At 62.3% G+C, this 23665-nt stretch carries 20 protein-coding genes and 1 pseudogene; 15 read left to right on the top strand and 6 right to left on the bottom strand.

Translation table 11 applies throughout. The annotated features are described in order from the left end of the window. The first annotated feature begins 7 nt into the window (after window positions 1-7). From VV088_RS11515 to VV088_RS11485, 7 genes are all read left to right on the top strand, one after another. A complete protein-coding gene (locus VV088_RS11515; RefSeq protein WP_334600851.1) occupies window positions 8-1006 on the top strand; it encodes a branched-chain amino acid ABC transporter permease in 999 nt (332 codons plus the stop codon). Further along, on the top strand, window positions 1003-1731 hold the full coding sequence (locus tag VV088_RS11510) for an ABC transporter ATP-binding protein (protein WP_334600850.1): 729 nt from the start codon (window positions 1003-1005) through the stop codon (window positions 1729-1731). The genes VV088_RS11515 and VV088_RS11510 overlap by 4 nt, the downstream gene beginning before the upstream one ends. Then, window positions 1724-2428 carry an ABC transporter ATP-binding protein gene (locus VV088_RS11505; protein ID WP_334600849.1) on the top strand — a complete coding sequence of 235 codons (705 nt, stop codon included), beginning with the start codon at window positions 1724-1726 and terminating at the stop codon, window positions 2426-2428. Before VV088_RS11510 ends, VV088_RS11505 begins: the two co-directional genes overlap by 8 nt. Before the next feature lie 3 nt (window positions 2429-2431). Then, window positions 2432-3259, top strand: a complete 828-nt coding sequence (locus tag VV088_RS11500; RefSeq protein WP_334600848.1) for a class II fructose-bisphosphate aldolase — start codon at window positions 2432-2434, stop codon at window positions 3257-3259. A gap of 18 nt (window positions 3260-3277) precedes the next feature. Next, window positions 3278-4222: a carbohydrate kinase family protein gene (locus VV088_RS11495; protein WP_334600847.1), complete on the top strand. Its 945-nt coding sequence runs from the start codon at window positions 3278-3280 to the stop codon at window positions 4220-4222. Window positions 4223-4318: 96 nt separating this feature from the next. Further along, window positions 4319-5527 carry an MFS transporter gene (locus VV088_RS11490; protein WP_334600846.1) on the top strand — a complete coding sequence of 403 codons (1209 nt, stop codon included), beginning with the start codon at window positions 4319-4321 and terminating at the stop codon, window positions 5525-5527. 361 nt (window positions 5528-5888) lie between these two features. Next, window positions 5889-7172, top strand: a complete 1284-nt coding sequence (locus tag VV088_RS11485) for an O-acetylhomoserine aminocarboxypropyltransferase/cysteine synthase family protein (protein ID WP_334600844.1) — start codon at window positions 5889-5891, stop codon at window positions 7170-7172. 66 nt (window positions 7173-7238) lie between these two features. Here VV088_RS11485 and VV088_RS11480 read toward each other — a convergent pair whose 3' ends face one another. Further along, window positions 7239-7766: a MarR family winged helix-turn-helix transcriptional regulator gene (locus VV088_RS11480; protein ID WP_334600843.1), complete on the bottom strand. Its 528-nt coding sequence runs from the start codon at window positions 7764-7766 to the stop codon at window positions 7239-7241. Between the two features lie 309 nt (window positions 7767-8075). On the opposite strand from VV088_RS11480, the gene VV088_RS11475 reads away from it, so the two are divergent. The 3 genes from VV088_RS11475 (at window position 8076) to VV088_RS11465 (ending at window position 14277) form a co-directional block, all read left to right on the top strand. Continuing rightward, window positions 8076-11093: a hybrid sensor histidine kinase/response regulator gene (locus VV088_RS11475; RefSeq protein WP_334600842.1), complete on the top strand. Its 3018-nt coding sequence runs from the start codon at window positions 8076-8078 to the stop codon at window positions 11091-11093. A 351-nt stretch (window positions 11094-11444) separates the two neighbouring features. Next, window positions 11445-12677: an extracellular solute-binding protein gene (locus VV088_RS11470; RefSeq protein WP_334600841.1), complete on the top strand. Its 1233-nt coding sequence runs from the start codon at window positions 11445-11447 to the stop codon at window positions 12675-12677. Window positions 12678-12690: 13 nt separating this feature from the next. Further along, window positions 12691-14277 carry a methyl-accepting chemotaxis protein gene (locus VV088_RS11465; protein WP_334600840.1) on the top strand — a complete coding sequence of 529 codons (1587 nt, stop codon included), beginning with the start codon at window positions 12691-12693 and terminating at the stop codon, window positions 14275-14277. Window positions 14278-14371: 94 nt separating this feature from the next. Here VV088_RS11465 and VV088_RS11460 read toward each other — a convergent pair whose 3' ends face one another. From VV088_RS11460 to VV088_RS11450, 3 genes are read right to left on the bottom strand one after another with little or no spacing between them, the layout of a single operon-like run. Beyond that, window positions 14372-15262, bottom strand: coding sequence for an ROK family protein (locus tag VV088_RS11460; RefSeq protein WP_334600839.1), 891 nt, complete (start codon window positions 15260-15262; stop codon window positions 14372-14374). Further along, entirely contained in the window at window positions 15259-15936 is a 678-nt protein-coding gene (locus VV088_RS11455; protein WP_334600838.1) for a transaldolase family protein, read from the bottom strand. Before VV088_RS11455 ends, VV088_RS11460 begins: the two co-directional genes overlap by 4 nt. Window positions 15937-15953: 17 nt before the next feature. Next, the gene (locus tag VV088_RS11450) at window positions 15954-18323 is read right to left on the bottom strand and encodes a glycyl radical protein (protein ID WP_334602064.1); all 2370 of its coding nucleotides are present in this window, start codon (window positions 18321-18323) and stop codon (window positions 15954-15956) included. A 219-nt stretch (window positions 18324-18542) separates the two neighbouring features. On the opposite strand from VV088_RS11450, the gene VV088_RS11445 reads away from it, so the two are divergent. Next, window positions 18543-19313, top strand: coding sequence for a glycyl-radical enzyme activating protein (locus VV088_RS11445; RefSeq protein ID WP_334600837.1), 771 nt, complete (start codon window positions 18543-18545; stop codon window positions 19311-19313). Window positions 19314-19325: 12 nt separating this feature from the next. Next, complete coding sequence (locus tag VV088_RS11440; RefSeq protein WP_334600836.1) at window positions 19326-20081, top strand: DeoR/GlpR family DNA-binding transcription regulator; 756 nt, start codon at window positions 19326-19328, stop codon at window positions 20079-20081. A 54-nt stretch (window positions 20082-20135) separates the two neighbouring features. Here the strand turns inward: VV088_RS11440 and VV088_RS11435 are convergent, their stop codons facing one another. Both VV088_RS11435 and VV088_RS11430 read right to left on the bottom strand, forming a co-directional pair. Further along, complete coding sequence (locus VV088_RS11435; protein WP_334600835.1) at window positions 20136-20336, bottom strand: hypothetical protein; 201 nt, start codon at window positions 20334-20336, stop codon at window positions 20136-20138. Between the two features lie 14 nt (window positions 20337-20350). Next, window positions 20351-20562 (bottom strand): annotated as a pseudogene (locus VV088_RS11430) (ATP-dependent Clp protease proteolytic subunit). 34 nt (window positions 20563-20596) lie between these two features. On the opposite strand from VV088_RS11430, the gene VV088_RS11425 reads away from it, so the two are divergent. From VV088_RS11425 to VV088_RS11415, 3 genes are all read left to right on the top strand, one after another. After that, window positions 20597-21154: a hypothetical protein gene (locus VV088_RS11425; protein ID WP_334600834.1), complete on the top strand. Its 558-nt coding sequence runs from the start codon at window positions 20597-20599 to the stop codon at window positions 21152-21154. A 57-nt stretch (window positions 21155-21211) separates the two neighbouring features. Next, window positions 21212-21859 (top strand): hypothetical protein, encoded by a 648-nt coding sequence (locus VV088_RS11420; RefSeq protein WP_334600833.1) that lies wholly within the window; start codon window positions 21212-21214, stop codon window positions 21857-21859. Between the two features lie 399 nt (window positions 21860-22258). Further along, window positions 22259-23665: an AAA family ATPase gene (locus VV088_RS11415; protein ID WP_334600832.1), complete on the top strand. Its 1407-nt coding sequence runs from the start codon at window positions 22259-22261 to the stop codon at window positions 23663-23665.

Below are 23665 nucleotides of genomic sequence, written 5' to 3'. Positions count from 1 at the left end.
GAAAGACATGAAAAAAATATCGACAAAGAAGCTTGTGTTCTGTGTGGGGATTGCCGCCCTGCTGATCGTTCTGCCTCTGGTCTTGAACACCGCCTTCTCTCACCATGTGATGACCATGATGTGCATCTGGGCCCTGCTGGGCATGGGCTGGAACATCATCGGCGGCTATGCGGGACAAATTTCCAACGGCCACGCCATTTACTACGCCTTCGGCGCCTATGCCAACGCGATGCTGCTCCAGTGGTTCAGCCTCCCGCCCTGGCTTGCCATCTGGGTGGGGTGCCTCTTCTCCGCCGCGATCGCGTTCCTGATCGGCAAGGGCCTTCTGCGGTTCCACGGACACGTGTTTGCCATCGCCACCATGGCTGTGGCGGAGTGCGCGCGGCTGGTCTTCATCAACACTAAGGCCATCGGCGGCGCGACCGGCGTTTACATCTTTAACTCCAAGCTGGATTCGCTCCTTTACATGCAGTTCTCAAACACCCGGACCTATGTGTATCTGTATGTTGTGATCGTGTTCCTGGTGCTGATGTTTGTCCGCTGGCTGGACAAGACCAAATTCTGCTACTATCTGCGGGCCATCAATGGCAATGAGACCGCCGCCGAGAGCGCCGGCATCAACGCCGCCCACTACAAGCTGCTGGCTTATATGCTCAGCGCCGTGATCGTCAGCTTCGCGGGCGCGCTGTATATGCAGTTCATGCTCTATACAGACCCCTCTATGATCCTGACGTCCAACATCTCCATGATGATTGTGCTGGTCACGGTCATGGGCGGAGTGGGCACCGTCTACGGCCCCATCATCGGCGCCATTGTGCTCACCTTTATTTCGGAGTATACCCGTGTCTACCTCAGCCGCTTTGGCGGTCTGGACATGGTGATCTATGGCCTGCTGGTCATCTTGATTGTACTTTTCATCCCCGATGGGTTGATTTCTGTTCCCCATCGCATCCGGGCCTATATAGCCCGCAAGGGCGGGAAAGGGAAGGAGGCCCCCGCGAAATGAAGTATATTCTGGAAGTCAATGACGCGACCAAGAAATTCAGCGGCCTGATGGCCAACGAGGCCATCACCTTTCAGGTGGAACCGGGGGAGGTCCTGGGCGTCGTGGGTCCCAACGGGGCGGGCAAGACCACTCTGTTCAACTCCCTCAGCGGCGTCCATACGCTGACCCGGGGCTCCATCGTCTTTAACGGGACCGACATCACCAAAATGACCAGCCACCAGGTGTGCAAGCTGGGCATCGGCCGTACCTTTCAGATCCCCCAGGCCATTACCACGCTGACCGTGGAGGAGAACGTTCTCATCGGCTCCCTGCTCCATACCGACAACATGAGGGCGGCCCGGGAGCACGCCGCGCAGGTGGTGGAATTCTGCGGCCTGTCCGCTCTGGCCAAGTACCCCGCCTCCATTTTGAATGTGGCGCAGAAGAAGCGCCTGGAGATCGCCCGGGCTTACGCCACCAGGCCCAAGCTCCTGCTGCTGGACGAGACCATGGCCGGACTGACCGCCACAGAGCGGGCCGATTCGGTGGAGCTGATCCGGGCCATCAATGGGGAGGGCGTCAGTATCCTCACCATTGAGCACAACATGGACGTGGTGATGAATGTGTCCAACCGGGTGCTGGTCCTCAATGCGGGCAAGGTCCTGACCATCGGTACTCCCGAGGAGGTCACATCCAACGAGGCCGTGATCGAGGCCTATCTGGGAGGAGGCAAGAAAGATGCTTAAGCTGGAACATGTCAAAACAGGCTACGGCTCCATGCCGGTGGTCCATGACGCCTCCTTCCATGTGAAGGCGGGGACCATCATGGCACTGCTGGGTTCCAACGGTTCCGGAAAGACCTCCCTTCTGCGGGCAATTTTCGGCACGCTGCCCATTATGGCCGGCGCCATTGAATACAAGGGCCAGTCCATCGTGGGCACCAAGTCCTACCGGATGGTGGAGATGGGCATCTCCATGGTCCCGGAGGGCCGCCATCTGTTCGGAAAGATGTCCGTTCGGGACAACCTGGTCATGGGAGCCTACTCCGTCCGGGACAAAGAGGAGATCGAACGGCGGCTCCAGTCTGTGTTTCAGATGTTCCCCCGGGTGGAGGAACGCCAGCGCCAGCAGGCGGATACCCTCTCCGGCGGCGAGCAGCAGATGGTGGCCATCGCCCGGGGGCTGATGTGCAGCCCGGAGCTCCTCATCCTGGACGAACCCTCTCTGGGCCTGATGCCCAAATTGGTATCAGAAATTTTCTCCTTCATCACCAAGATCAAGGAATCGGGCGTAACGGTCATTATTGTGGAGCAGAATGCTTCCGCGACCCTGGAAATGTGCGATTACGCGTACGTCATGCAGAACGGCGAGACAGTGCTTGAGGGCACGGGAGCCGCGCTGCTGGCCGACGAGCAGGTGAAGAAGGCATACTTAGGAGGTTAAACAATGTTAGTCACGCTAAAGGAACTGCTTGCGCAGTACAAGGACAGCGATAAGGCGGTGGGGGCCTTCAATGTGACCACCTACTGCGATGCTCAGCCCGTTATCACCGCTGCAGAGCGGAAAAACGCGCCGGTGATCGTCCAGGTGGGCGGATTTGCCACCCGCTACATGGACCTGGAACTGTGGGGGAAGCTGTTGGTCACCATGGCGGAGCGGTCCAGCGTTCCGGTGTGCATCCATCTGGATCACTCCAAGAGCGTGGAGGAGATTCAGCGGGCCATTGACGCGGGATTTTCCTCTGTGATGTTTGACGGCTCCCAGCTTCCCTACGAGGAGAACGTGTCCATCAGCAGGGAGGTGGTCCGCCGGGCGGCTCGGAAGGGGATCAGCGTGGAGGCGGAGATCGGCTCTGTGGCCTATTCCGGCACCGACGCTTTCAAGGCCGAGGCCTCGGACCCGGACACCACCGCCCGCTTTGTGGCCGACACCGGCATCGATGCGGTGGCGGTAGCGGTGGGGACCCTTCACCGTATGGAGACTCAGGCGGCCCACCTGAACTTTGCGCTGCTCCAGGCCATTCAGAACAAGGTGGATATCCCTCTGGTCATCCATGGCTCCTCCGGGCTGTGCGACGAGGATTTCCGCCAGATGTGCGCCACCCATGTGGCTAAGGTCAACATCGGCACCGCTCTGCGGCTGGCCTTCGACACCGGTCTGAGGACCGCTCTGGCCAGCCATCCGGAGAGCAACGTGTTCACCGAGATCGCCCACATTCCCATGCAGTATGTGGAGGACAAGGTGGTAGAAAAGCTGGGGCTGCTGGGATTTTAACCGCTGGGGGAGATTGGTATGAGCAAGTTTGACGTGGTATGTGTGGGCAACTCCGCTGTGGATGTCCCCCTCTGTCCGGTGGGGCCGGAGGTGTTTTCCTACGACTCCTACCCCATTGACCGGATCATTCCTCAAGTGGGGGGCAGCGGCACAAATGTTTCCACCATTTTAGCGCGGCTCGGCAAACGGGTCAAGCTGGTCACCCTGCTGGGCCGGGACATGCTGGGGGATTTTCTCATCCGCAATTGCCAGGAGAACGGGGTGGATACCTCCTACATTGTCCGCAGCGGCGTCGTGGACACGCCGCTGAGCGTTGGGCTGGTGCGGTCCGACGGCGAGCGGGGCTTTGTAGTCAGCAAGAGCAGCAGCACCTTCGCCTTCAGCGCGGACCAGGTGGACCCCGCCTGCTTTGCCGGGGCCAGGGCGATGGTGTTCTCCAGCATTTTTATCATGCCCCAGTTTGACGACGCGGGGCTGTCCCGGATCTTTTCCGCCGCTCACAGTGCGGGACTCATCGTCTGTGCCGATATGATGAAGAGCCGGACCGGCCAAAGGCTGGACGCTGTGGCGGGCGCTCTGCGTCATGTGGACTACTTCTTTGCGAACCTGGAGGAGGCGTCATTTCTCACGGGCAGAGAGAAGCTCGAGGAGATCGCCCGCGTTCTGCTGGACGCCGGCGTGAAGCACCTTCTGGTGAAGGATGGCCGGCACGGCTGCTATATTTGGGACGGTTCCGCAGAGGAGCACATCCCGGCCTTCTGCAATGATCATCCAGTGGATACCATCGGGGCGGGAGACAATTTTGCCGCCGGTTTTGTCTCCGCACTGCTGGACGGCTGCTCCTTTCAGGAGGCGGCCCGCTTCGCGAACGCCACCGCCGCCATCTCTGTGGGCGCGCCCGGCTCCACCAACGGGGTGCGCAGCAGGGAGCAGGTGGAGGAGTTTCTGCGGGCACAGAGTTAGAAACAGCAAAAGGTTTGGAGTTTGGCTTTTTGCCAAGCTCCAAACTATTTTCACGGCGGATACAACGGTCTGTTGAGAGAGGAGAGCGGAAGAAAGATGTTCAAGCGTCATCGGATTCATCGAGCCTGGCTGGTCTGTGCGGGAGCCACCCTTTTGCTGTTCACTTCGGTGGGGATCATCTGCAACGTATTCACCATTTTTCAACCCTATATCATTCAGCGATGTCATTTGTCGGAGGGGCAGGGTTCTTTGCTGATCACGACCCGTGTGGCCGTCACCCTGCTGTCCACCATGGTCTGCGTCCGCTATTACCGGGTTGTGGAGGTCCGGAAGGGTATGGCGCTGTCCCTGCTGCCAGGGGCGCTGTCTATGGCGCTGTATGCGGTGAGCACAAGCTTTGCCGGCTGCTGCGGGGCGGCGGCCCTGGCGGGCGTTACCTGCGGGCTGTGCTGTATTATTCCGGCCACAATACTGGTGGACCGCTGGTTTGTCAACTGCCGGGGCCTGGCGCTGGGGATCTGCGCGGCGGGGACCGGGGGAGCGGCTGTGGTCGGGCCGCCGCTGCTCCAAATGCTGATCGCTCGATCTGGTATTTCCTTCGCACTGCTGTGCACGGCGGGCTTTTTTGTCCTTTCTGGAATGACTGCCTATTTGCTGATATTGGACGATCCGGCTGAGGCGGGGCTGAGTCCCTATGGAGATCAGCGGGAGCCGGACGAAACAGGACCGGCCGCGCCGGAGCCGGAGGATGGAAGGATGGTGGTCCTGCTGGCCCCTGCGGCCTTTCTTCTGGCGGCGGCCGGTGGTCCGGCGCTGGGGCACATGGGGGTTTACCTGTCCAGCGAGGGCTATCCGTCGGACCTGGCCGCCTGGCTGGTCTCCGCTCTGGGCCTGACGATGACGCTTGGAAAATGCGTTTTGGGGAGCGCGGCGGACCGGTTTGGTCCCCGTCGGGCGAGCCTGCTGTTTGGCGCTGCTCTGGTGCTGGGACAGATGGTCGAGTGTTTGATCCCGCTTCATGTTTTGGGGGTCACGATGGCCGGACTGCTGATATCGGGCTTGGGGATGTCGATGTGTACGGTGGGACTCCCGATCCTGAACCAGGCGCTGTGCGGCGGCAGCAAAAAAGCGCTGGGACGCATCCAATCGGCTCATATTGCGGGCTCACTGTGCTTGAGCCCCCTCCCGGGCGTCATCGCTGACTGCGCCGGAAGCTATCAGCCGGCGTACATCCTGTTTGCCGGGTTGACCCTGGCCGCGCTGGGGTCGATCCTGGTGTCCTTCCGAATGTATTCCAGACGGTGATCGGATCAGTGTCCAATCCCTCCCGTCTTCCGGCCGCCGCAGGATTCTGCATCGGCTGGAAAAATCCCCTTGACAAAGGGACGCGTTGGCGCTATAATCCAATAAACCAACCGAGATAATAGGTTGATAGACGGAGGGAGGATGACCTGGGATGCTGGAGCTGTTTTTTGATCTGCTGCGCAGCAATTTCCGCTGTGGACGAATGCGGCGCTCCCGGACTGTTCCCGCAGCCGGGCACATTGCCGTGCCCGCCCTCTGCGTCATTCGCTGATCCAGGGGGACGCCGGGACTGTCCGGGAGGGATGGACGCGTTCCGGACTTTTTTGTTTCCCAAACAGATCATAAAAAGGAGTACATCATTATGAGCAGCTATAAATTTGAGACCCTGCAGCTTCACGCAGGCCAGGAGCAGCCCGACCCCGCCACCGATTCCCGTGCGGTCCCCATCTACCAGACCACCAGCTATGTGTTCCGCAATTCCGCCCATGCCGCGGCCCGGTTCGGGCTGGCGGACGAAGGGAACATCTACGGCCGGCTGACCAACTCCACCCAGGCTGTGCTGGAAAAGCGCATCGCGGCCCTGGAGGGGGGAGCGGCGGCTCTGGCTCTGGCCTCCGGCGCGGCGGCCATTACCTATACCATTCAGGCGCTGGCCCAGGCGGGAGACCATATCGTGGCCCAGAAGACAATCTATGGCGGCAGCTACAATCTGCTGGCGCACACGCTGCCCCAGTTCGGGGTGACGGCTTCCTTTGTGGACGCCCACGATCTGGCGGAGCTGGAGGGCGCGATCCAGCCCAACACCAAGGCCGTCTATCTGGAGACCCTGGGCAATCCCAACAGCGATATCCCCGATATCGACGCCATCGCGGCCATTGCGCACCGGCACGGCCTGCCTCTGGTCATTGACAATACCTTCGGTACCCCCTATTTGATCCGGCCCATCGAGCATGGTGCGGATATTGTGGTCCACTCGGCCACCAAGTTCATTGGCGGGCATGGCACCACCCTGGGCGGCATCATCGTGGACGGCGGCAGGTTTGACTGGAAGGCTTCCGGCAAATACGCCCCCATCTCGGAGGCCAATCCCAGCTACCACGGCGTGTCCTTTGTGGACGCGGCAGGCCCGGCCGCCTTTGTCACCTACATCCGGGCGATCCTCCTGCGGGACACTGGAGCCGCAATCTCCCCCTTCAACGCTTTTCTGCTCCTTCAGGGGGTGGAGACTCTGTCCCTGCGGCTGGAGCGCCACGGGGAGAACACCAAAAAGGTGGTGGAATTTCTGGCCCATCACCCCAAGGTGGACAAGGTCAACCACCCCAGCCTGGCGGACCACCCGGACCACGCCCTGTATGCGAAATACTTCCCCAAGGGAGGCGCATCCATCTTTACCTTTGAGATCAAGGGCGGCCAGGAGGAGGCCCACCGGTTTATTGACCATCTGGAGATCTTCTCTCTGCTGGCCAATGTGGCCGATGTAAAGTCGCTGGTCATCCACCCCGCGACTACGACCCACTCTCAGCTCAGCCCCGAGGAACTGCTGGACCAGGGGATCAAGCCCAACACCATCCGCCTGTCCATCGGCACGGAGCACATCGACGATATCATTGCCGACCTGGAAAAGGGCTTCGCCGCAGTGAAATGATACGGTCCGGCGGACGGCGCAAAACCCACCCCTCAGGGGGTGGGTTTTCGTCTGCCGGTCCCGGATCTATCTGTGATGGTGGTGCGCCCGTCCCAGGCCCGCCTCAGGCCGCTGGTCCCAGTGATCGGCCAGCTTGTCCAGCAGAGCCTCCAGCGCGTGCTGCTCCTCCTGGGACAGGCCGGAAAAGAACTCGGTCCGGCGCTGCTGGATCTCCCCGTCGTCCCGCTGGGCCATCCACTCCTGACCGGCCTGGGTGATGGACAGTGTAATCTTTCGTTTATCCGCCTGGTCCCGTCCGCGGACGATCAGCCCTCTGCTCTCCAGCTTGGCGGCAATCTCGCTCATGGAGCCGGACTGGATTCCCAGCATGGTCTGCAGCTCCTTCTGACTGATGGGGCTCTGATCCCGGAGAATTCGGAGGATCTTTCGCTGGCCGTGGCGGCGTCCGGCGAACTGGGCCAGGGCCCGGGCGCAGTATTCCAGCTTGCCGGCCAGATCCTCCCGGCCCCCTCCGTGCCCATGGCTGTGATGCCCATGGCCGTGAGCGCCGGTATGCCCCCGCTTTTTGTCCGCGAAATGGTCTTGATCCCTCATGATATGGGCCTCCTGTCAGCCCGAACAGGCGGATACAGCCGTCTGCCGGTATGTTCAGAGTACCATGGAGGCCGCTGCTTTGTCAAGAGGACGGGCCGGTGGTCCCTGTTAAGGGACGTGCTGCCGGGATATCGCTTCGGCGGTTTCCACAAGGACATGATTGCAATCGTGATCAAGCGAGCTGAATTTGAACTGCGCGCCAGCGGAAGCTCCGCCGGCGCGCAATTATTTTGTGGAAAGTGCTATACTTTTTGACCGGGAGGTGTTACAATAGAGCTGTATTGAATCATGAAGGGGAGGCTGTGTCCTATGCGCAGCGCAAAAGGGACTTGGCAGAACATGTTGTACATATTGATCCTGCTGGCGGCGATCTGCCTGCTGTTTTTGTGGTATTCCACCACAAACAGCCAGCGGATTGAGAACCGCAGCCTGAACTACGCGATGGATTCTGCCCGGCAGACCACCCTGCGGATTGAAAGTGAGCTCACCAACGCCGTGCGGCGGGTCCGCAACTACAGCTATCTTCTGGGCATCACGCTGTCCGAGCCCAATGTCTCTGCGGAGATGCTGGCCCAGCTGGAGATGAACTCGGACTTCGACGCCCTGCGCTTCACCAATGCGGAGGGGGTCAATTTGGCTTCCAGCGGAGCGACCAACGACAGCTCCGACCGGACCTACTTCATCAACGGCATGCGGGGGGAGAGCGGCAACGACATGGTGTTTGACTCCCGGATTACCGGAAAGGCGACCATGGTCTACTACGCCCCCCTGCGCCATCAGGACGAGATCTTCGGGATGCTGCTGGGGCTGTATTTTGCCGAGGACTATCTCCAGGAGATGCTGGAGACCAACTACTTTGGCGAGGCGGCCACCGTCTTTTTGTGTACCCGGGCGGGGCAGGTCATCGCCTCCTCCGACTTCAACAGCGTCGACGACCGCCTCCTGCCGGATATGCTGCTGGAGACCGGGGTCATCGACAGCCAGACCGCCGCCGGAGCCTGGGAGGTCATCCGGAACGGCGCGGGGGAGAAGGGCTTTATCTGCGCTCCGGGCAGCCTGACGGACAATCTGTGCGTGCTCCATGTGCCCAACAGCGAATATGTGCTGGTCCAGACCTATCCCAAGAGCGTGACCCAGGAGATGATCCGGGACGCCAACCACGACGGGATGATCCTTCAAATGATCCTGGTGGGCCTGTTCGCGGTGTATATCCTGGTGCTGCTGATGCGGGCTCAGCAGGAGCGCCGCCTGCTGATGCGGGAGAGCCAGGCCCACATCACCGGCCTGAAGGAGAAGGAGCTGCTGGCCAACCGCAAGGAGCGGCAGTACCGGATCGCCATCACCTCCGCGGCCTTCTCCACCTTTGAGTTCAATCTGACCCGAGATCTGATCGAGCAGGACATTGTGCGCACCATCAACGGGCATCCGGTCTCCCTGCTGGAAAAGGTTGGCCTTCAGGCGCCCTGCCAGGCTTCCGTGTGCTTCAAAACGTGGCGGGCCTTCATTCTGGAGGAATCCCTGGAGGAGTACGACGCGATGGTCAACCTGGACTATCTGAAGCAGCGTTATGAGCAGGGCGAGGCGGAGGTGACCGTCGACTACTGGGGCTGGGGGGCCGCCAAGCAGCAGATGTGCGTGCGCCAGTCGTTCATCATGACCCAGGACGACCGCACCAGGGACATCATGGTGATGGTGGTGTCCAAGGACATCACCGCCCAGGTGCAGAAGCAGCGGGAGCAGACCAGAGCCCTTCAGGAGGCCCTGATGCAGGCCCAGCGGGCCAACAGCGCGAAGACCACCTTCCTGTCCAACATGTCACACGACATCCGCACCCCGATGAACGCCATCATCGGCTTCACCACCCTTGCGGCGAGCCACATCGACAACAAGATGCAGGTGCAGGACTGCCTGCGGAAGGTGCTGTCCTCCAGCAACCACCTGCTGAACCTGATCAACGATATTCTGGACATGAGCCGCATCGAAAGCGGAAAGGTCCAGATCAAGGAGCAGGACTGCAACATCTCCGAGCTGACCCACAATCTGGTCAATATTATCCAGCCCCAGGTGAAGGCCAAGCAGCTGGAGCTGTTCATCGACACCTTTGACGTCAACAACGAGGACGTGATCGCCGACTCGCTGAAGCTGAGCCAGGTGTTTGTGAATCTGCTGTCCAACGCGGTGAAATACACCCCCGCAGGGGGGACGGTGAGCTTCCGCATCCAGCAGGAGACCACCTTCCACCGGGGATACGGGGACTACCTGTTTATTGTGAAGGACAACGGCATCGGTATGTCTCAGGAGTTTGTGGAGCACATCTTCGAGCCCTTTGAACGGGAGGCCAGCACCACCAAGACGGGCATCCAGGGCACCGGGCTGGGCATGGCCATCACCAAGAACATCGTGGATATGATGGGCGGCAAGATCACGGTCCGGAGCGAGAAGGGGAGGGGCAGCGAATTCCGGGTGGAGCTGAGCCTGAAGCTCCAGGACGTGGAAAGGAACGCGGCGCAGATCAAGGAGCTGGAGGGCCTGCGGGCCCTGGTGGTGGACGACGACTGCGACAGCTGCGAGAGCGTGGTCCGCATGCTCAAGCAGATCGGGATGCGGGCGGAGTGGACCACCTCCGGCAAGGAGGCGGTCTACCGGGCCAAGAGCGCCCGCAACGAGGGGGACTCCTACCACACCTACATCCTGGACTGGCAGATGCCCGAGCTGAGCGGCGTTGAGACCTGCCGCCGCATCCGCGCCGCAGTGGGCCAGGAGGCGCCCATCATCATCCTCACCGCCTACGACTGGACGGACATCGAGGACGAGGCCAAGCAGGCGGGTATCACCGCCTTCTGCGCCAAGCCGCTGTTCATGTCCGACCTGAAGTCCGTCCTGCTGGCCGCCAACCATCTGATCGAGAAGGAGGAGGAGAGCGCCTCCTGGACGCAGGCGGACTTCAACGGCAAGCGCATCCTGCTGGTGGAGGATAACGAGCTCAACCGGGAGATTGCCCAGTCCATCCTGGAGGAGACCGGCTTCACCGTGGAGACCGCGCCGGACGGCACCGACGCAGTGGAGATGGTCCGCCAGGCGGAGGAGCACTACTACGACGCCATCCTGATGGACGTGCAGATGCCGGTCATGGACGGGTATGAGGCCACGCGCACCATCCGCGCCATGCCCCGGGGGGACGCCAAAAACCTGCCCATCATTGCCATGACCGCCAACGCCATGGAGGGGGACCGGGAGGCCGCCTTAAAGAACGGCATGAACGCGCACATCGCCAAGCCGCTGAACATCGACCTGTTTTTGGAGGTGCTGAAGAAGTACCTGGGCTGACAGATGGAACAAATCATTCCAGGCGGTCTTGTTGCTCATGCGTCCATCCCAGCAAGACCCTTTTTGTGAAAAAGGAATTTTGCTGATCCATTACATGACGGGAACGAAAAGGGCGGATTCAAACGAAAACGGAAAAGCCGGCTCTGCCGCGCTGGGAGCATCCAGCGGGCGGAGCGGCTTTTTGCGCTTTGGAGGCGCCGGTCGGCGGATCAAAATTAGGGCCGGATCGCCGGTTGCGAAATGGGAGAAACGGTGGTATAATAATCCGGCACTGACTGCGCATTCCATGCGCGGCCGTTCGCTGAGGTTCCCTGCATATGACTGCCAATTGATCAGGAAAGGTATGATGATATGAAAAAAGGGGCTTTTTTTCTGCTTTTATCCATCGGACTGCTTCTCTTGCCGGTCTCCTGCGGGAAGCAGGCTCCCCCTGCGGATGAGACGGTGACACAGCAGGTGGTGGAGCTGACGGTCTGGGCCGCGGAGGAGGACATGGAGCTGCTTCAGGAGATCACCGCCGCCTTCCAGGACCACTACTCGGACCAGGCCAGCTTCCGGATCACCTGCCAGCCGCAGGGCGAGTCCAACTGTAAGGACGTTCTGCTGGGCGACCTGGAAAACGGGGCGGACGTTTTTACCTTCGCGGATGACCAGGTGGCCGCGCTGGCCGCCGCCGGTGCGCTGGACCCCATTGAGGACGCCGCGTCCATTCGGGAAGCCAACCTCTCGGCGGCAGTGGAGGCGGCCAGTGTGGACGGAACGCTGTATGCCTACCCGCTGACTGCGGACAACGGGTATTTTCTCTATTACAACAAGGCGTATTTCAGCCAGGATGACGTGCAAACGCTGGATCGCATCCTGGCCGTGGCGGAGGAGGCGGGACGGCAGGTCTCCATGGACTGGTCGTCCGCATGGTATGTGTACGCCTTCTTTGGCAACACCGGGTTGGAGGTGGGCTTGAACGAGGACGGCCTCACCAATTACTGCACCTGGAATGGCACGGACGGTCCCATTTCCGGGGTGGACGTGGCGGAGTCCATGCTGTCCGTCGCCGCCAGCCCCGGCTTCTCCAGCCGGACCGACGAGGCGTTTTTGCAGGGCGTTCAGGACGGCTCGCTCATCGCCGGTGTCAGCGGCGTCTGGAATACGGTGGCCATTCAGGAGGCCTGGGGGGAAAACGCCGGAGCGGTCAAGCTGCCCACCTTTACCTGCGGCGGACAGCAGGTGCAGATGGCCTCGTTCTCCGGCTGTAAGCTCATTGGCGTCAACGCCTATTCGGAGTACCCGGAATGGGCGGTCAGGCTTGCGGAGTGGATCACCAGCGAGGAGAACCAGCGCCTGCGTTTTGAGCGGAGGGGACAGGGTCCCTCCAACAGCGCCGCCGCAGCCTCGGCGGAAGTCCAGAACTCGACGGCCATGGCGGCCCTGCTGGCCCAGGCGGAATTTTCTCAGGTCCAGCGGGTAGGGGGCAACTTCTGGGCTCCGGTGGAGGAATTTGCCGCCAGCATGGCGGACGGGAACCCCTCGGGCGCCTCCCTTCAGGCCCAGCTGGACCGCATGGTAGAGAATGTGACTGCTCGATGATGGAGGGATTGGTATGAAAGGAAAGCTTACGCTGCAGCAGCGTCTGATCCTGCCGGTGGTTCTGCTGGGGCTGATCATGCTGGCGTCCAACCTGCTGGCGGTGTTCGGCATCAATAATGTCCACGCCAATGCCGGAGTCATTGTGGATGAGTACATGGCCAGCGAATCCAGGCTGGCGGAGATTCGCCGGTCGATGATGGACCTGCACCGGCTGGCGCTGTCCCATATCGTGGCGGCGGATCACAACACCATGATCCGGCTGGTGCAGGAGATCAAGGCGGAGGAGGCGGAGCTGGACGGGCAGCTGGCCAGCTACGCGCCCTTTGTGACCGGGGAGGACGAGGCGGTGTACCGCGGCCTGCTGGAGGACTATGACGCCTTCAAGCATGCGCTGGTCCATCTGGTCTGCGCCAGCGCCGACAGCAAGACCCAGGAGGCGTACGCCATGGCCAACGGGGAGGTGGCAGCGCAGAGCGCCGCCGTGGAGTCCGGCATCGACACCCTTTCCGCCTCGGTCAGCGCCCAGGCGGAGGAGGCGCAGAGCCGTCTCTTCATCGTGTATGTCAGCGCACTGGTCATCAGTGCCGCAGCCCTGGCGGTGGGAGTTTTTCTGGTATGGGCGGCGCTGCGGATCATCCGCAGGCATGTGGTCGCCCCCATCCGGAACGCGATGGATACCCTTCAGGACAGCTCGGAGTCGCTCAACCGGGTGGTGGGCAAGATCCGCGGCCGGACCGAGACCTCCTCCGGCAGTGCCCAAAGGCTCTCCGGGCTGACGGAGCAGCTCTCCGGCGCCCTTGGGGAGATTTCTCGGAATACATCGGCCATCACCACCAGCGCCGGCCGGACCCAGGAGGAGGCCCGGCAGATGACCGACGCCAGTGCCGCGCTCAACCGGTACTCGGTGGAGATGCGGGGCCGCTCTGAGACGATGGAGCAGTCGGCCCGGCAGGAGATGGAGGCGGTACAGGCCCGTACGGAGCAGATTATGTCCGTTCTGAACGAGGCCATTGAGAAGAGCCGGAGCGTGGACCAGATCAGCATTCTGACCCAGGACATCCTCTCAATCTCCTCCTCCACGGACCTCATTGCCATCAACGCCTCCATCGAGGCGGCCCGGGCCGGAGAGGCGGGAAAGGGCTTTGCCATAGTAGCCCAGGAGGTCCGTCATCTGGCGGACGCCTGCGGGGAGGCCGCCGGACACATCAAGGAGGTCAGCGGGATCGTCACCGGTGCGGTCAAGTACCTGGCCTCCAGCGCCCAGGAGCTGGCCGATTACCTGGGGGAGACGATCTCGAAGCAGCTGGCCCAGTCGGTCCAGTCCGGACAGCAGTACCGGGAGGACGCCGCCCACATACAGCGGTCTATGGAGGACTTCCACAGCCAGGCGGACCGGCTCCGGGCCGCAATGGAGGAGATCACCGGCTCTATCTCCGGCATCTCCGGGGCGGTGGACGGCGCGGTGGCGGATGTCACCGGCGTTGCGGACAGCACCCGCATCCTGGTGGAGGATCTGGGCGGCATTGTCAGCGAGATGGACACCAATCAGAAGATTGCGGGCGGACTGCAGCTTCAGGTAGAGGTGTTTGCAAACCTTTAGATGGAACGCCTGCCCGTTTCGCCAGCGTGATCCCCGGAGGTACCCAAACAAAAAACTCCGAACATCCCAGGATGTTCGGAGTTTTTGCGCAGTATTACGGGTATGCACGGAAAAAGCACTGGAGCGCGCCGATGAGGTTGGCGTCGTTTTGGAAGGCGCAGGCGACCACCTCCGCCTGGGGCACTGTGTAGGGGCAGCGCCGGTACAGGGCCTGGAGCTGATCGCGGATGGCCTGGAGGAAGGCGGGCTGGGCGCTGATGCCGCCTCCGATGGCGAAGCGCTCCACATCCAGCACGGTCTGCAGGTTGAAAATCTGGACGGCGATCTCCTTTGTGAACCGCTCCAGGCAGTCCAGGGCGTCCGGGTCCCGGCGGGCGACGGCCTCAAACACCTGAACGCCGTCCACCTCTCTGGGGTCCGCCCCGATCCGCTCCGCGTACAGCCTGCACAGATAGGGCGTGCCGCAGCGGGTACCCCAGATGGTATCGGGCCCGGCCATGCTGTCCCGGTCGGTTACGATGTAGGAGACCTCTCCAGCGGAGCAGTGCCTGCCCCGGTGGAGCTTCCGGTCCTTTATGTAGCCGCCGCCAATCATCGTGCCAAAAATCAGGACAAAGCCGTCGTCCACGTCCTGAAGGCTCCCTGCGGCGGCCTCTGCCAGGGCGGCGCATTTGGCGTCGTTTTCCATGCAGATCCTCACCGGACAGCGGCGGTACAGGGCCTGGCGCAGGAAGAAGCCGTCGTTGTACCGCAGGGCGCCGCCCATGCGGCAGCAGCCCTGCTCCGGGTCGATGATGCCGGGCATGGCGAGGGCGATGCCGTCCAGGGGGAGCAGGCCGTCGTAGATCTGCCCAAGGGCCTCGATCAGGGACTCCCGGCTGTCCTGGGGGGTGGGGATTTTTCCCCGCTCCAGAAAGCGCATGGCCTCGTCCATGCAGGCGTACTTGGTGAACGTACCGCCGATATCGAGGACCAGCACCCTCATTCGCAGTCCGTCATGGCCTGGACGCCGGTGAGCTTCCGGAAGTCGGCGGCAAAGGCGTCCACCGCGGCGTCGATGGCGGGATTTTTCACCAGCGCCCGGATTATGTCCGGCCCTGCCGTGGCGGCCCCTACGCCATATTTGCACAGCTCCAGCACCTGCTGGGAGTTTTTGAAGCTGGCGGCCAGAATGCTGGCGGACATGCAGTTGTTGGAAAAAATATCCTGGATCTCCTTGGCCACGGCAATGCCGTCAAAGCCCATGTTGTCGATGCGGTTGACGTAGGGGGCCACGTACTCCGCCCCGCACTGGGCGGCCAGAAAGGCCTGCATAGGGGTGTAGACGGCGGTCCCGGTGGTCCGGATGCCCAACTCTCGCAGGGCCTTCATGGCCTTAAAGCCCTGGGGGATGCAGGGGATTTTGACCAGGGTGCGCTCCCCCAGCTCTCCGGTGATCCGCTTGGCGTCCTCCACCATACCGGCGGCCTCCGGGGCTGTTGCCTGAACGTGGAGGCTGGCCTCCGGACCAATGAAGCTCCGGATCTCCCGCAGCACCGCAAAGGGCGGGCGGCCGGTCTTGGCCAGGATGGAGGGGTTGGTGGTCACGCCGTCGATGGGGTAGAACTCGTACAGCTCCCGGATAGCCGCGATGTTGGCGTCATCGATCAGTAATTTCACAGAAAACGCTCCTCTCGTTACAGTTCTTGTTCCGTCCGCGCAATGATGTCGTCCTGGGTCTTTCGGGACAGCACGTTGAAGAAGGCGCTGTAGCCTGCCACCCGGACGATCAGGTCCCGGTGATTCTCCGGGTGGACCTGGGCGTCCAGCAGGGTCTCCCGGGACACTACGTTGAACTGGACGTGGTAGCCGTGGAGCCGGTTGAAGAAGGTGCGCAGCAGGGCGATCAGCTTCTGCTTGTTCTCCTCCTTGGAGAGCATTTGGGGGGTGACCTTCTGGTTCAGCAGCACGCCGCCGGTGATCTCCTCGGTGGGCAGCTTGGACACACTCTTGAAGACGGCGGTGGGGCCGTTTTTGTCGGCGTTGTGGCTGGGGGAGCAGCCCTCGGCCAGAGGTTCCCCTGCCTTCCGGCCGTCGGGGGTGGCCAGGGTGCCCGCCCCCTGGGGGACGTTGGCGGAGATGGAGGAGGTGCCGGCGTAGTACACCCCGCCGATGGGTCCCCGGCCGTAGCGGGTGTTGTGGTACTTCTTCATCTCGTCGATGTAGACGTTGTAGGCGTCCACCACCAGCTGGTCCACGTAGTCGTCGTCGTTGCCGTACTTGGGGGCGCGTTCCAGCAGGGCGCGGATGCGGGCGTTTTCCTCCCCCTGGAAGTCGGCCTGCATGGCCTCCCACAGCCGGGCGGGGGTGACCGCCTTGTCCTCAAAGACCACCTTTTTCATGGCGGCCAGGCTGTCGGCCAGGTTGGCGATGCCCACCTGAAGGTCGCTGATGAAGTCGTAAACCGCGCCGCCCTCCTTCATGTTCAGCCCCCGCTCGATGCAGTCGTCGGTGAGGGCGGAGCAGAGGATGTCGGCGGTGTCCTGCTCCAGCACCATGTCGCAGGTGGCGTCGATGATGGTGCACTGGCGGCACATCTCGCGAATGACCTTGTCCCAGCAGGCCAGCACCTGGTCGAAGCTGGTAAACTCCCGGAAGTGGCCGATGCCCTCACACAGCTTGGTGCCGGAAGCGGGGTCCACGCCGTCGTTCATGGCGATGAGCAAGGCCTTTGGGAAGTTGAGGAAGCTCATGCCGGTGCAGCGGTAGCCCCACTTGCCCGGGACGGCGGTCTCCACGCAGCCGATGGCGGAGTAGTTGTAGGCGTCCTCCGGCTTGACCCCCCTGGCAATGAAACTGGGGATGATGACCTCGTCGTCGTTGAAGGCGGGCATGCCGAAGCCGCAGCGGACCACTTCAATGCACTCCTTCATAAAGTCGTCGGGCAGGTTTTTGTGGTAGCGGACGGTGAGGTTGGGCTGGGTCAGGTGGCACTGAGCCACCGACTTGAGGATCAACCAGCTCATGGGGTTGGTGGCGTCTGTTCCGTCCGCGGTCTGGCCGCCCACGGTGACGTTCTGATACAGCGGCGACCCGGCGGAGAACTGAGTGTGGCTCCAGGAGCGGATCTTGTTGATGGTGTAGGTCTTCAGCCACAGGTTGCACATCAGCTCACAGGCGGCCTCCTCGGTGATGCGCCCGGCCTGCCGGTCGGCCTCGTAATAGGGGTTCAGGTACTGGTCCATCCGTCCGTAGGACAGGGAGTGGCCGTTGGATTCGATCTGGAGCACCAGATGGACCAGCCACAGGGCCTGTACCGCCTCCCGGAAGGACCCGGCGGGTTCATAGGGAGCCTTCCGCAGAGCGGCGGCCATGGCCAGCAGCTCCGCTCTGCGCTCCGCCCCGGCGGAGGCGGCCTGCTCCTCCGCCAGGGCGGCGAAGCGGGCGGCGAAGTCCTTGACGGCCTGGACCACAATAAGGATGGCCCGGTAGAAGTAGCTCTTTTGGATATTTTTGTAGTCGGTCAGGTCCAGAGCGTCCAGCTTCTCCTGGGCCCGGCGCTCATAATCCCGCAGGCCCGCCTTCAGCATCCGGCCGTAGTCCACCGCGCAGTGGGCGTCGCCGCTGGTGATGTTGCCCTCCGACTTGATGATGCCCAGGTCGTAATACAGCTTGGAGTGGGGCGGAAAGGCGGCCAGACCCCGGTCCAGCAGGGTGTTGTGCGCCCAGAAGGGGGCGATGTCCCGCAGCTTCTGCTTGTTCTCCTCGGTGATGTGGAATACATCGCCGTCCCGGTGCTCGAACTGGTCCAGCTCGTCGATGACCCACTTCATGGCGTACTCGGGGAAGATGGGGGCGCTGCGGTTGGAGCTGGCCTGGTTGCCGGCGATCAGAGTCTGGGGCTCGATGAAGATGGTCATCTGCTCCAGAACCTCCTTCAGCATCAGCGCCCGCTTGAGGGCCAGGGGCTGGTCCTGATGTTCCTGGTAGACCTTTGTGGTGATCAGCGCCCGTTCCACGCAGACCTGGGGCTGGGCGGCCAGCAGCTCCTCCCGGAACTGCTGCATGCGGGGGGTAAGCGTTCCAAAATAGTTGTTCACAATCGGTTCTCCTTTCGTTTGCAACCTATTCTATTTCGTCCATAACTGGATGATACTACAGCGGCGCTTTTTCGTCAATAGGTTTGCTTGAAAAAGGGAAAAATTTTTGTTCGTAAGTTTTTCCTTTACATATAAAATTCTCTGTGGTATACTTTTTTATCATATGGAAAAAAGGTGGCGTGTCCTATGGAAAACCGGACTGGGATTGTGTTCAACATCCAAAAATTCAGCCTTCACGACGGCCCTGGTATCCGCACGGTGGTCTTTCTGAAGGGCTGTCCGCTGCGGTGCAAATGGTGCGCCAATCCGGAGAGCCAGAGTCCGGCCCCCTGCCAGCTGGAAAACGGGATCACCCTGGCCAAGGACCGGCAGGAGATGACCGTGGAGGAGGCGGCAAAGATCTGCCTCCAGGACCGGGACTTTTACGAGGAGAGCGGCGGCGGCGTGACCCTGTCCGGGGGCGAGGTTCTGGCCCAGCCCGACTTTGCCGCCGGACTGCTCACCAAGCTGGGGGTGCGGCGCATCCATACGGCCGTTGAGACCACCGGCTATGCCCCGCCGGAGGTCTTTGACCGGGTGGCGGACCGGACCAATCTGCTGCTGTTCGACATCAAGCACTGGGACCCGGACCAGCACAGGGCGGGGACCGGTGTGGACAACCGCCTGATTCTGGACAATCTGGCTCGGGCCATCGCCGGAGGAAAGGAGGTCCTGCCCCGCCTGCCGGTGATCCCCGGCTATAACGACAGCCTGGAGGATGCCGCCGGTTTTGTCCGCCTCCTGGGGGAGGCGGGAGCGGACCGGGTCCAGCTGCTGCCCTTCCACCAGTTTGGGGAGAACAAGTATACGCTTTTGAGCCGGGAATACGCATACCGGGACGTCCCCGCCCTCCACGAGGAGGAGCTGGCGTCATTCCGGCAGGTGTTTTTGGATGCGGGGATCGACGCCTTCTTTTAAGGAGAGGAAACGATGAAACAGGACCGGGAAACGATGATTTTGGAGCTGCTCACTGCGGAGCACCGGCTGGAGGTCTCCGCCCTGGCTGGACGGGTGGGGGTGTCCCAGGTCACCATGCGCAAGGACCTGGACGATCTGGAGCGCCGGGGGCTGGTCATCCGGGAGCACGGCTGCGCCCTTCTGCGCAGCTCCGACGACGTCCAGAGCCGGATCGCCTATCACTACGAGGCCAAGCGCAAGATCGCGGAGCGGGCGGCGGAGCTGGTGGACAACGGGGACACCATCATGATCGAGAGCGGCAGCTGCTGCGCCCTGCTGGCCGACGTGCTGGTCCAGCGGCGGAAGGACCTGACCATTCTCACCAACAGCGCCTTCATTGCCTCCTATATCCGGGGCAAGGGGGCGGTCCAGACGATCCTGCTGGGGGGGATCTACCAGCCGGAGGCCCAGGTCATGGTGGGGCCCATGGTGCGGCTGTGCGCGGAGGGATTCTTTGTCAGCCGCTTCTTCATCGGCGTGGACGGCTGGTCCGCCCGCACCGGCTTTACCAATCAGGACCACATGCGGGCCCAGGCGGTGCGGGATATGGCCGGCCAGGCGGAGCGGGTGGTGGTGCTGACCGAGAGCGAAAAATTCACCCGCCGGGGAGTCGTGCCGCTGAATCTGCCCCAAAGGGAGGGCCAGATTGTGGTGACCAGCCGGACAGTCTCCGAAGAGGTGCTGACAGCCTTGAAGGAGCAGGGCATTGAGGTGTGTTTGACCGATTGACCGCAGACGAAACAGCCCGTCCCAGACCGTTTTTACGGTTTGGGACGGGCCTTTTTATATGCTGTCTGAGGAGCGGTGTTCCTCCCCCTGCTCCAGCTGCTCCAGCTGCTCCACCTGGCGGGCCAGCTCCTTCACCTCCATGCGCAGCAGCAGCAGGCGGACGGCTCCCGCCGCGGCGCGGATGGTCAGCGTGATGAGCCAGCAGCACAGGAACCCCAGGAGAAAGCAGAGCTTCGCGGCGGCCTGATAGTCCATAGAATCCTCCTTTGCTACAGAACCTGGTCCACCAGGCCGTAGTCCAGCGCCTCCTGAGCGTCCAGGAAGCAGTCCCGCTCCATGCCGGCGGCCAGCTTTTCCCGGGATTGCCCGGTGCGTTCGGCTAGCAGACCGGTGAGGGTCTCGCGGCACTTTTCCAGGTGGCGGGCGTGGATGAGCACATCGCTGGTCTGACCGCCCTGCCCCCCAAGGGCTGGTGGATCATCACCTCGGCGTGGGGCAGAGCCCTGCGCTTCCCCTTGGCGCCGGCGGCGCTGGACGATCTGGCGGCGGTGATCAAGCTGATCGGGCGGGGATACCATCTATCTTTCTGGGACGTGGGCCAGCCCCTCTCCGCCGGAGAGCCAGATGGCCAGAGAGATTGGTACCAGGAGATCGCCAGATCATTGTATCAGATGGATCTGGATATCGTGTGGATGGAACCCATTGGCTATGTCCATCAGAAGGAGGAGGTATATCCCTACGATATCAGGCGTAACAGTGAGCCGCTGAGTGCGGCCATCTGGTGCGGCGCCATACGCTGCGTGGAACGCCTGCTGCCGGTGAGGGCGGAGGACATCTCCCGGTTTGCCCGCAAGGCCCTGAGCTGGGGGCCTCTGCCGGGGGATGAGGCGCAACGTCAGGCCGTGGAGGAGATCGTGTGCCGCAAGTACGGCATAGAGCTGGCAGAGCTGCTGACCCCCGGTGACTTCGGAAACAGGAACAGTCCCCTGTTTCTGCCCTGCCTGGAGAGGCATCCGGAGTGGTTCAATCTGTCCATTGCCTCCCATTTTGTGCAGGAAGCCGGGCAGACCTGATGGGGACCAGGAGCAGCTTGGGCCTGGAACGCCCTGCCCCTCATCCCCGAGTATCTGATGAGCCAGGTTGTGCTGGATCTGATGAACAGCACCGGCAAAAAAAGCGGTAAGGATGGATCGCTCCAGAGGGTGCTTTCCCATCCGCGGGTCCATCGGTCGGTCGACCGGTGTCAGGTCTTTCCATTGCTATCGTTCAACTGCCTGATGGCCATTCTGGAGCGCATGACGGTGATTGGGGAGGCTCCGGAGGGCGGCTTGAGCGGGCTGGCCATGGCGGTGCTGAGAGCATGGTTCATCTGCCTGCATGCCCGGGGCGACCTGGAGAGCCAGTGCCGCCAGATGCTGGAGAGCCCCAAGGCGGCGGCAATTCTGGCGGCGGAGGACCCGAAGATGGTCCAGGCCTATCTGAAGTGGCGCGCGGAGATGGGTTCGATACGCTGCCTGGAGGCCCTGCTGGAACTGGGCGCCGATCCGAACGGCCTGGACTGCACCACAGGGGGGAACTGGCTGTCGCGGGTGGATGGGATAGGGATGTTTCCCGTCGCCCCTCTGGACTGCGCCCATGTGGCGGAACAGGAGGAGTGCTGCCTTCTGCTGGAGCTGTACGGCGGAGTGACAGTCCAGAGGCTGTGCGGACGGAAAGAATCGAAGATGCCCCGCTCTGATCTGCGGGCGATGATGAATAACGGAGAGGAACTGGTATGATGGGCGGGGTTGCTGTACTCTCTACAGACTCTGAGCAGCTCGGTGAATTGCGGATCGAGCCGGAGAGCTAGATGGACCGGCTGATGCAGGCAGTGGAGTGGGTGTTGAGCCAGGGGAAGGAGGATGCGGATGGCGGTCTGGTGGAGAGGGCCGCCGGCCGGAACCGGGTGGACATTCTGGACATCCTGCTCAGCCGGGGAGGCAATGTCAACCGGCTCGGCTCGGGCAGGTCCCCGCTTGAGGCCGCCATGGAGGGCTGTGCGCACCACAGTGTGGAGCGGCTGCTTCAGGAGCCGGAGCTGGATGTGACATTGACCAAGCGCCTGCTGAACTGCTGGAGCTTGGCGGACTCGGGACGGGTCGGGCTGGACTTCTGCCTCCAGGCGGCGGCGCTACCGCATGGAACGCCGCCGGGCCAGGCCCGTGTGCCTGATGGGTCCGGCGGGGGTGGGCAAGACGGAGATCGTCCGCCAGGTGGCTCAGGACAAGGGGCTGGCCTTTCTGTCCTACTCCATCACCCACCACACCCGGCAGTCTATCATCGGCCTGCCGAGGCTGATCCAGGGGACCATGGAGGGGCGCACCGTGTCCATGACCGAGTACACCATGAGCGAAATCATCGCCCAGATCTACCGCACCATGGAGGAGACCAGCCTGCAGGAGGGCATCCTCTTCCTGGATGAGTTCAACTGCGCCTCCGAGTCTCTGCGGCCCATCATGCTCCAGCTGCTGCAGGACAAGTCCTTCGGTCCCCACGCCATCCCGGACGGGTGGATGCTGGTGCTGGCGGGCAACCCCACGGAGTACAACCGGGCGGCCTCCGCCCTGGACCCGGTCACCGCCGACCGGATGCGGCTGGTCCACATCGTCCCGGACTACCCCGCCTGGCGGGCCTATGCCAAAACGCGGGACATCCATCCGGTGGTGCTGTCCTACCTGGACAACCACAAGGAGCACTTCTACATCTGCCAGCGGGAGGAGGATGGTACCGCCCTGGTGACCGCCCGGGGCTGGGAGGACCTGTCCATTATGCTGACCCGCCTGGAGGAGTCGGGCCAGCAGCCAGACCTGGCTCTGATGGCCCAGTACATTCAGGCGGGGGAGGCGGCCCGGAGCTTTTTCAGCTACTACACCCAGTACGCCTCGGTCATTGCCTCCGGCGTCATCCAGCTGGTGCTGGAGGGGTCCCCCAAGGCGCTGGCCGCCATCAAGCAGATGAACTTCCAGCGCAGCTGGTCGCTGGTGTCCGCGCTGCTGCGCCGGGTACAGACCATGGCGGAGGAGGCCGTCTGCCTGGATGACACCGCCGGGGTGGTCCACGGGGTGCTGGCCGGCCTGTCCCAGCAGATGAAGGAGGACCCGGCGCTGGCCGGATGCCTGAGCGAGGAGCTGATTGCCCGGAGCGGATCGGTGGAGGACCGCCCCGCTCAGAGCTTCCTGCGGGGGCTGGCGATGGGAGAGGTGAACTCCCTGGCCGGCTGGGAGCAGATCAAGACGCAGTTTCGGGATCAGGTCCGCGCCCCCCGGATGGAGGCATACCAGCGGACCGGGAAGGCCATCACCAACATGCTGGCGGTGTGCCGCAAGGCCCTGGCAGGCCAGCCCCATCTGGAATTTTTGTTCCATTTGATCACCGACAGCACTGCGGTACTGCGTATCCTGGTCAGCGACGATTTTCCCCAGTTTAAGGAGCTGCTGACAGACATCTCCTTTGACCCCCAGCAGACCGAGCGGGGAAGGCAGCGGGAGAAGGAGAGGAGCGAGGACAGCTTTTGGGAGAACACCGGGCTGGAGGGACCTGTCTGA

The organism is Lawsonibacter sp. JLR.KK007 (assembly GCF_036941135.1).
Classification (GTDB): Bacteria; Bacillota; Clostridia; order Oscillospirales; family Oscillospiraceae; genus Lawsonibacter.
Note: the sequence above shows the minus strand (reverse complement) of the source record. Positions and strands in the feature narration are given on the sequence as shown.

Bases quoted from the DNA above. Each gene is read 5' to 3' on its own strand.
- VV088_RS11515 (WP_334600851.1), top strand. From the start codon at position 8: ATGAAAAAAATATCGACAAAGAAGCTTGTGTTCTGTGTGGGGATTGCC.
- VV088_RS11510 (WP_334600850.1), top strand. From the start codon at position 1,003: ATGAAGTATATTCTGGAAGTCAATGACGCGACCAAGAAATTCAGCGGC.
- VV088_RS11505 (WP_334600849.1), top strand. From the start codon at position 1,724: ATGCTTAAGCTGGAACATGTCAAAACAGGCTACGGCTCCATGCCGGTG.
- VV088_RS11500 (WP_334600848.1), top strand. From the start codon at position 2,432: ATGTTAGTCACGCTAAAGGAACTGCTTGCGCAGTACAAGGACAGCGAT.
- VV088_RS11495 (WP_334600847.1), top strand. From the start codon at position 3,278: ATGAGCAAGTTTGACGTGGTATGTGTGGGCAACTCCGCTGTGGATGTC.
- VV088_RS11490 (WP_334600846.1), top strand. From the start codon at position 4,319: ATGTTCAAGCGTCATCGGATTCATCGAGCCTGGCTGGTCTGTGCGGGA.
- VV088_RS11485 (WP_334600844.1), top strand. From the start codon at position 5,889: ATGAGCAGCTATAAATTTGAGACCCTGCAGCTTCACGCAGGCCAGGAG.
- VV088_RS11480 (WP_334600843.1), bottom strand. From the start codon at position 7,766: ATGAGGGATCAAGACCATTTCGCGGACAAAAAGCGGGGGCATACCGGC.
- VV088_RS11475 (WP_334600842.1), top strand. From the start codon at position 8,076: ATGCGCAGCGCAAAAGGGACTTGGCAGAACATGTTGTACATATTGATC.
- VV088_RS11470 (WP_334600841.1), top strand. From the start codon at position 11,445: ATGAAAAAAGGGGCTTTTTTTCTGCTTTTATCCATCGGACTGCTTCTC.
- VV088_RS11465 (WP_334600840.1), top strand. From the start codon at position 12,691: ATGAAAGGAAAGCTTACGCTGCAGCAGCGTCTGATCCTGCCGGTGGTT.
- VV088_RS11460 (WP_334600839.1), bottom strand. From the start codon at position 15,262: ATGAGGGTGCTGGTCCTCGATATCGGCGGTACGTTCACCAAGTACGCC.
- VV088_RS11450 (WP_334602064.1), bottom strand. From the start codon at position 18,323: ATGCAGCAGTTCCGGGAGGAGCTGCTGGCCGCCCAGCCCCAGGTCTGC.
- VV088_RS11445 (WP_334600837.1), top strand. From the start codon at position 18,543: ATGGAAAACCGGACTGGGATTGTGTTCAACATCCAAAAATTCAGCCTT.
- VV088_RS11440 (WP_334600836.1), top strand. From the start codon at position 19,326: ATGAAACAGGACCGGGAAACGATGATTTTGGAGCTGCTCACTGCGGAG.
- VV088_RS11435 (WP_334600835.1), bottom strand. From the start codon at position 20,336: ATGGACTATCAGGCCGCCGCGAAGCTCTGCTTTCTCCTGGGGTTCCTG.
- VV088_RS11420 (WP_334600833.1), top strand. From the start codon at position 21,212: ATGAGCCAGGTTGTGCTGGATCTGATGAACAGCACCGGCAAAAAAAGC.
- VV088_RS11415 (WP_334600832.1), top strand. From the start codon at position 22,259: ATGGAACGCCGCCGGGCCAGGCCCGTGTGCCTGATGGGTCCGGCGGGG.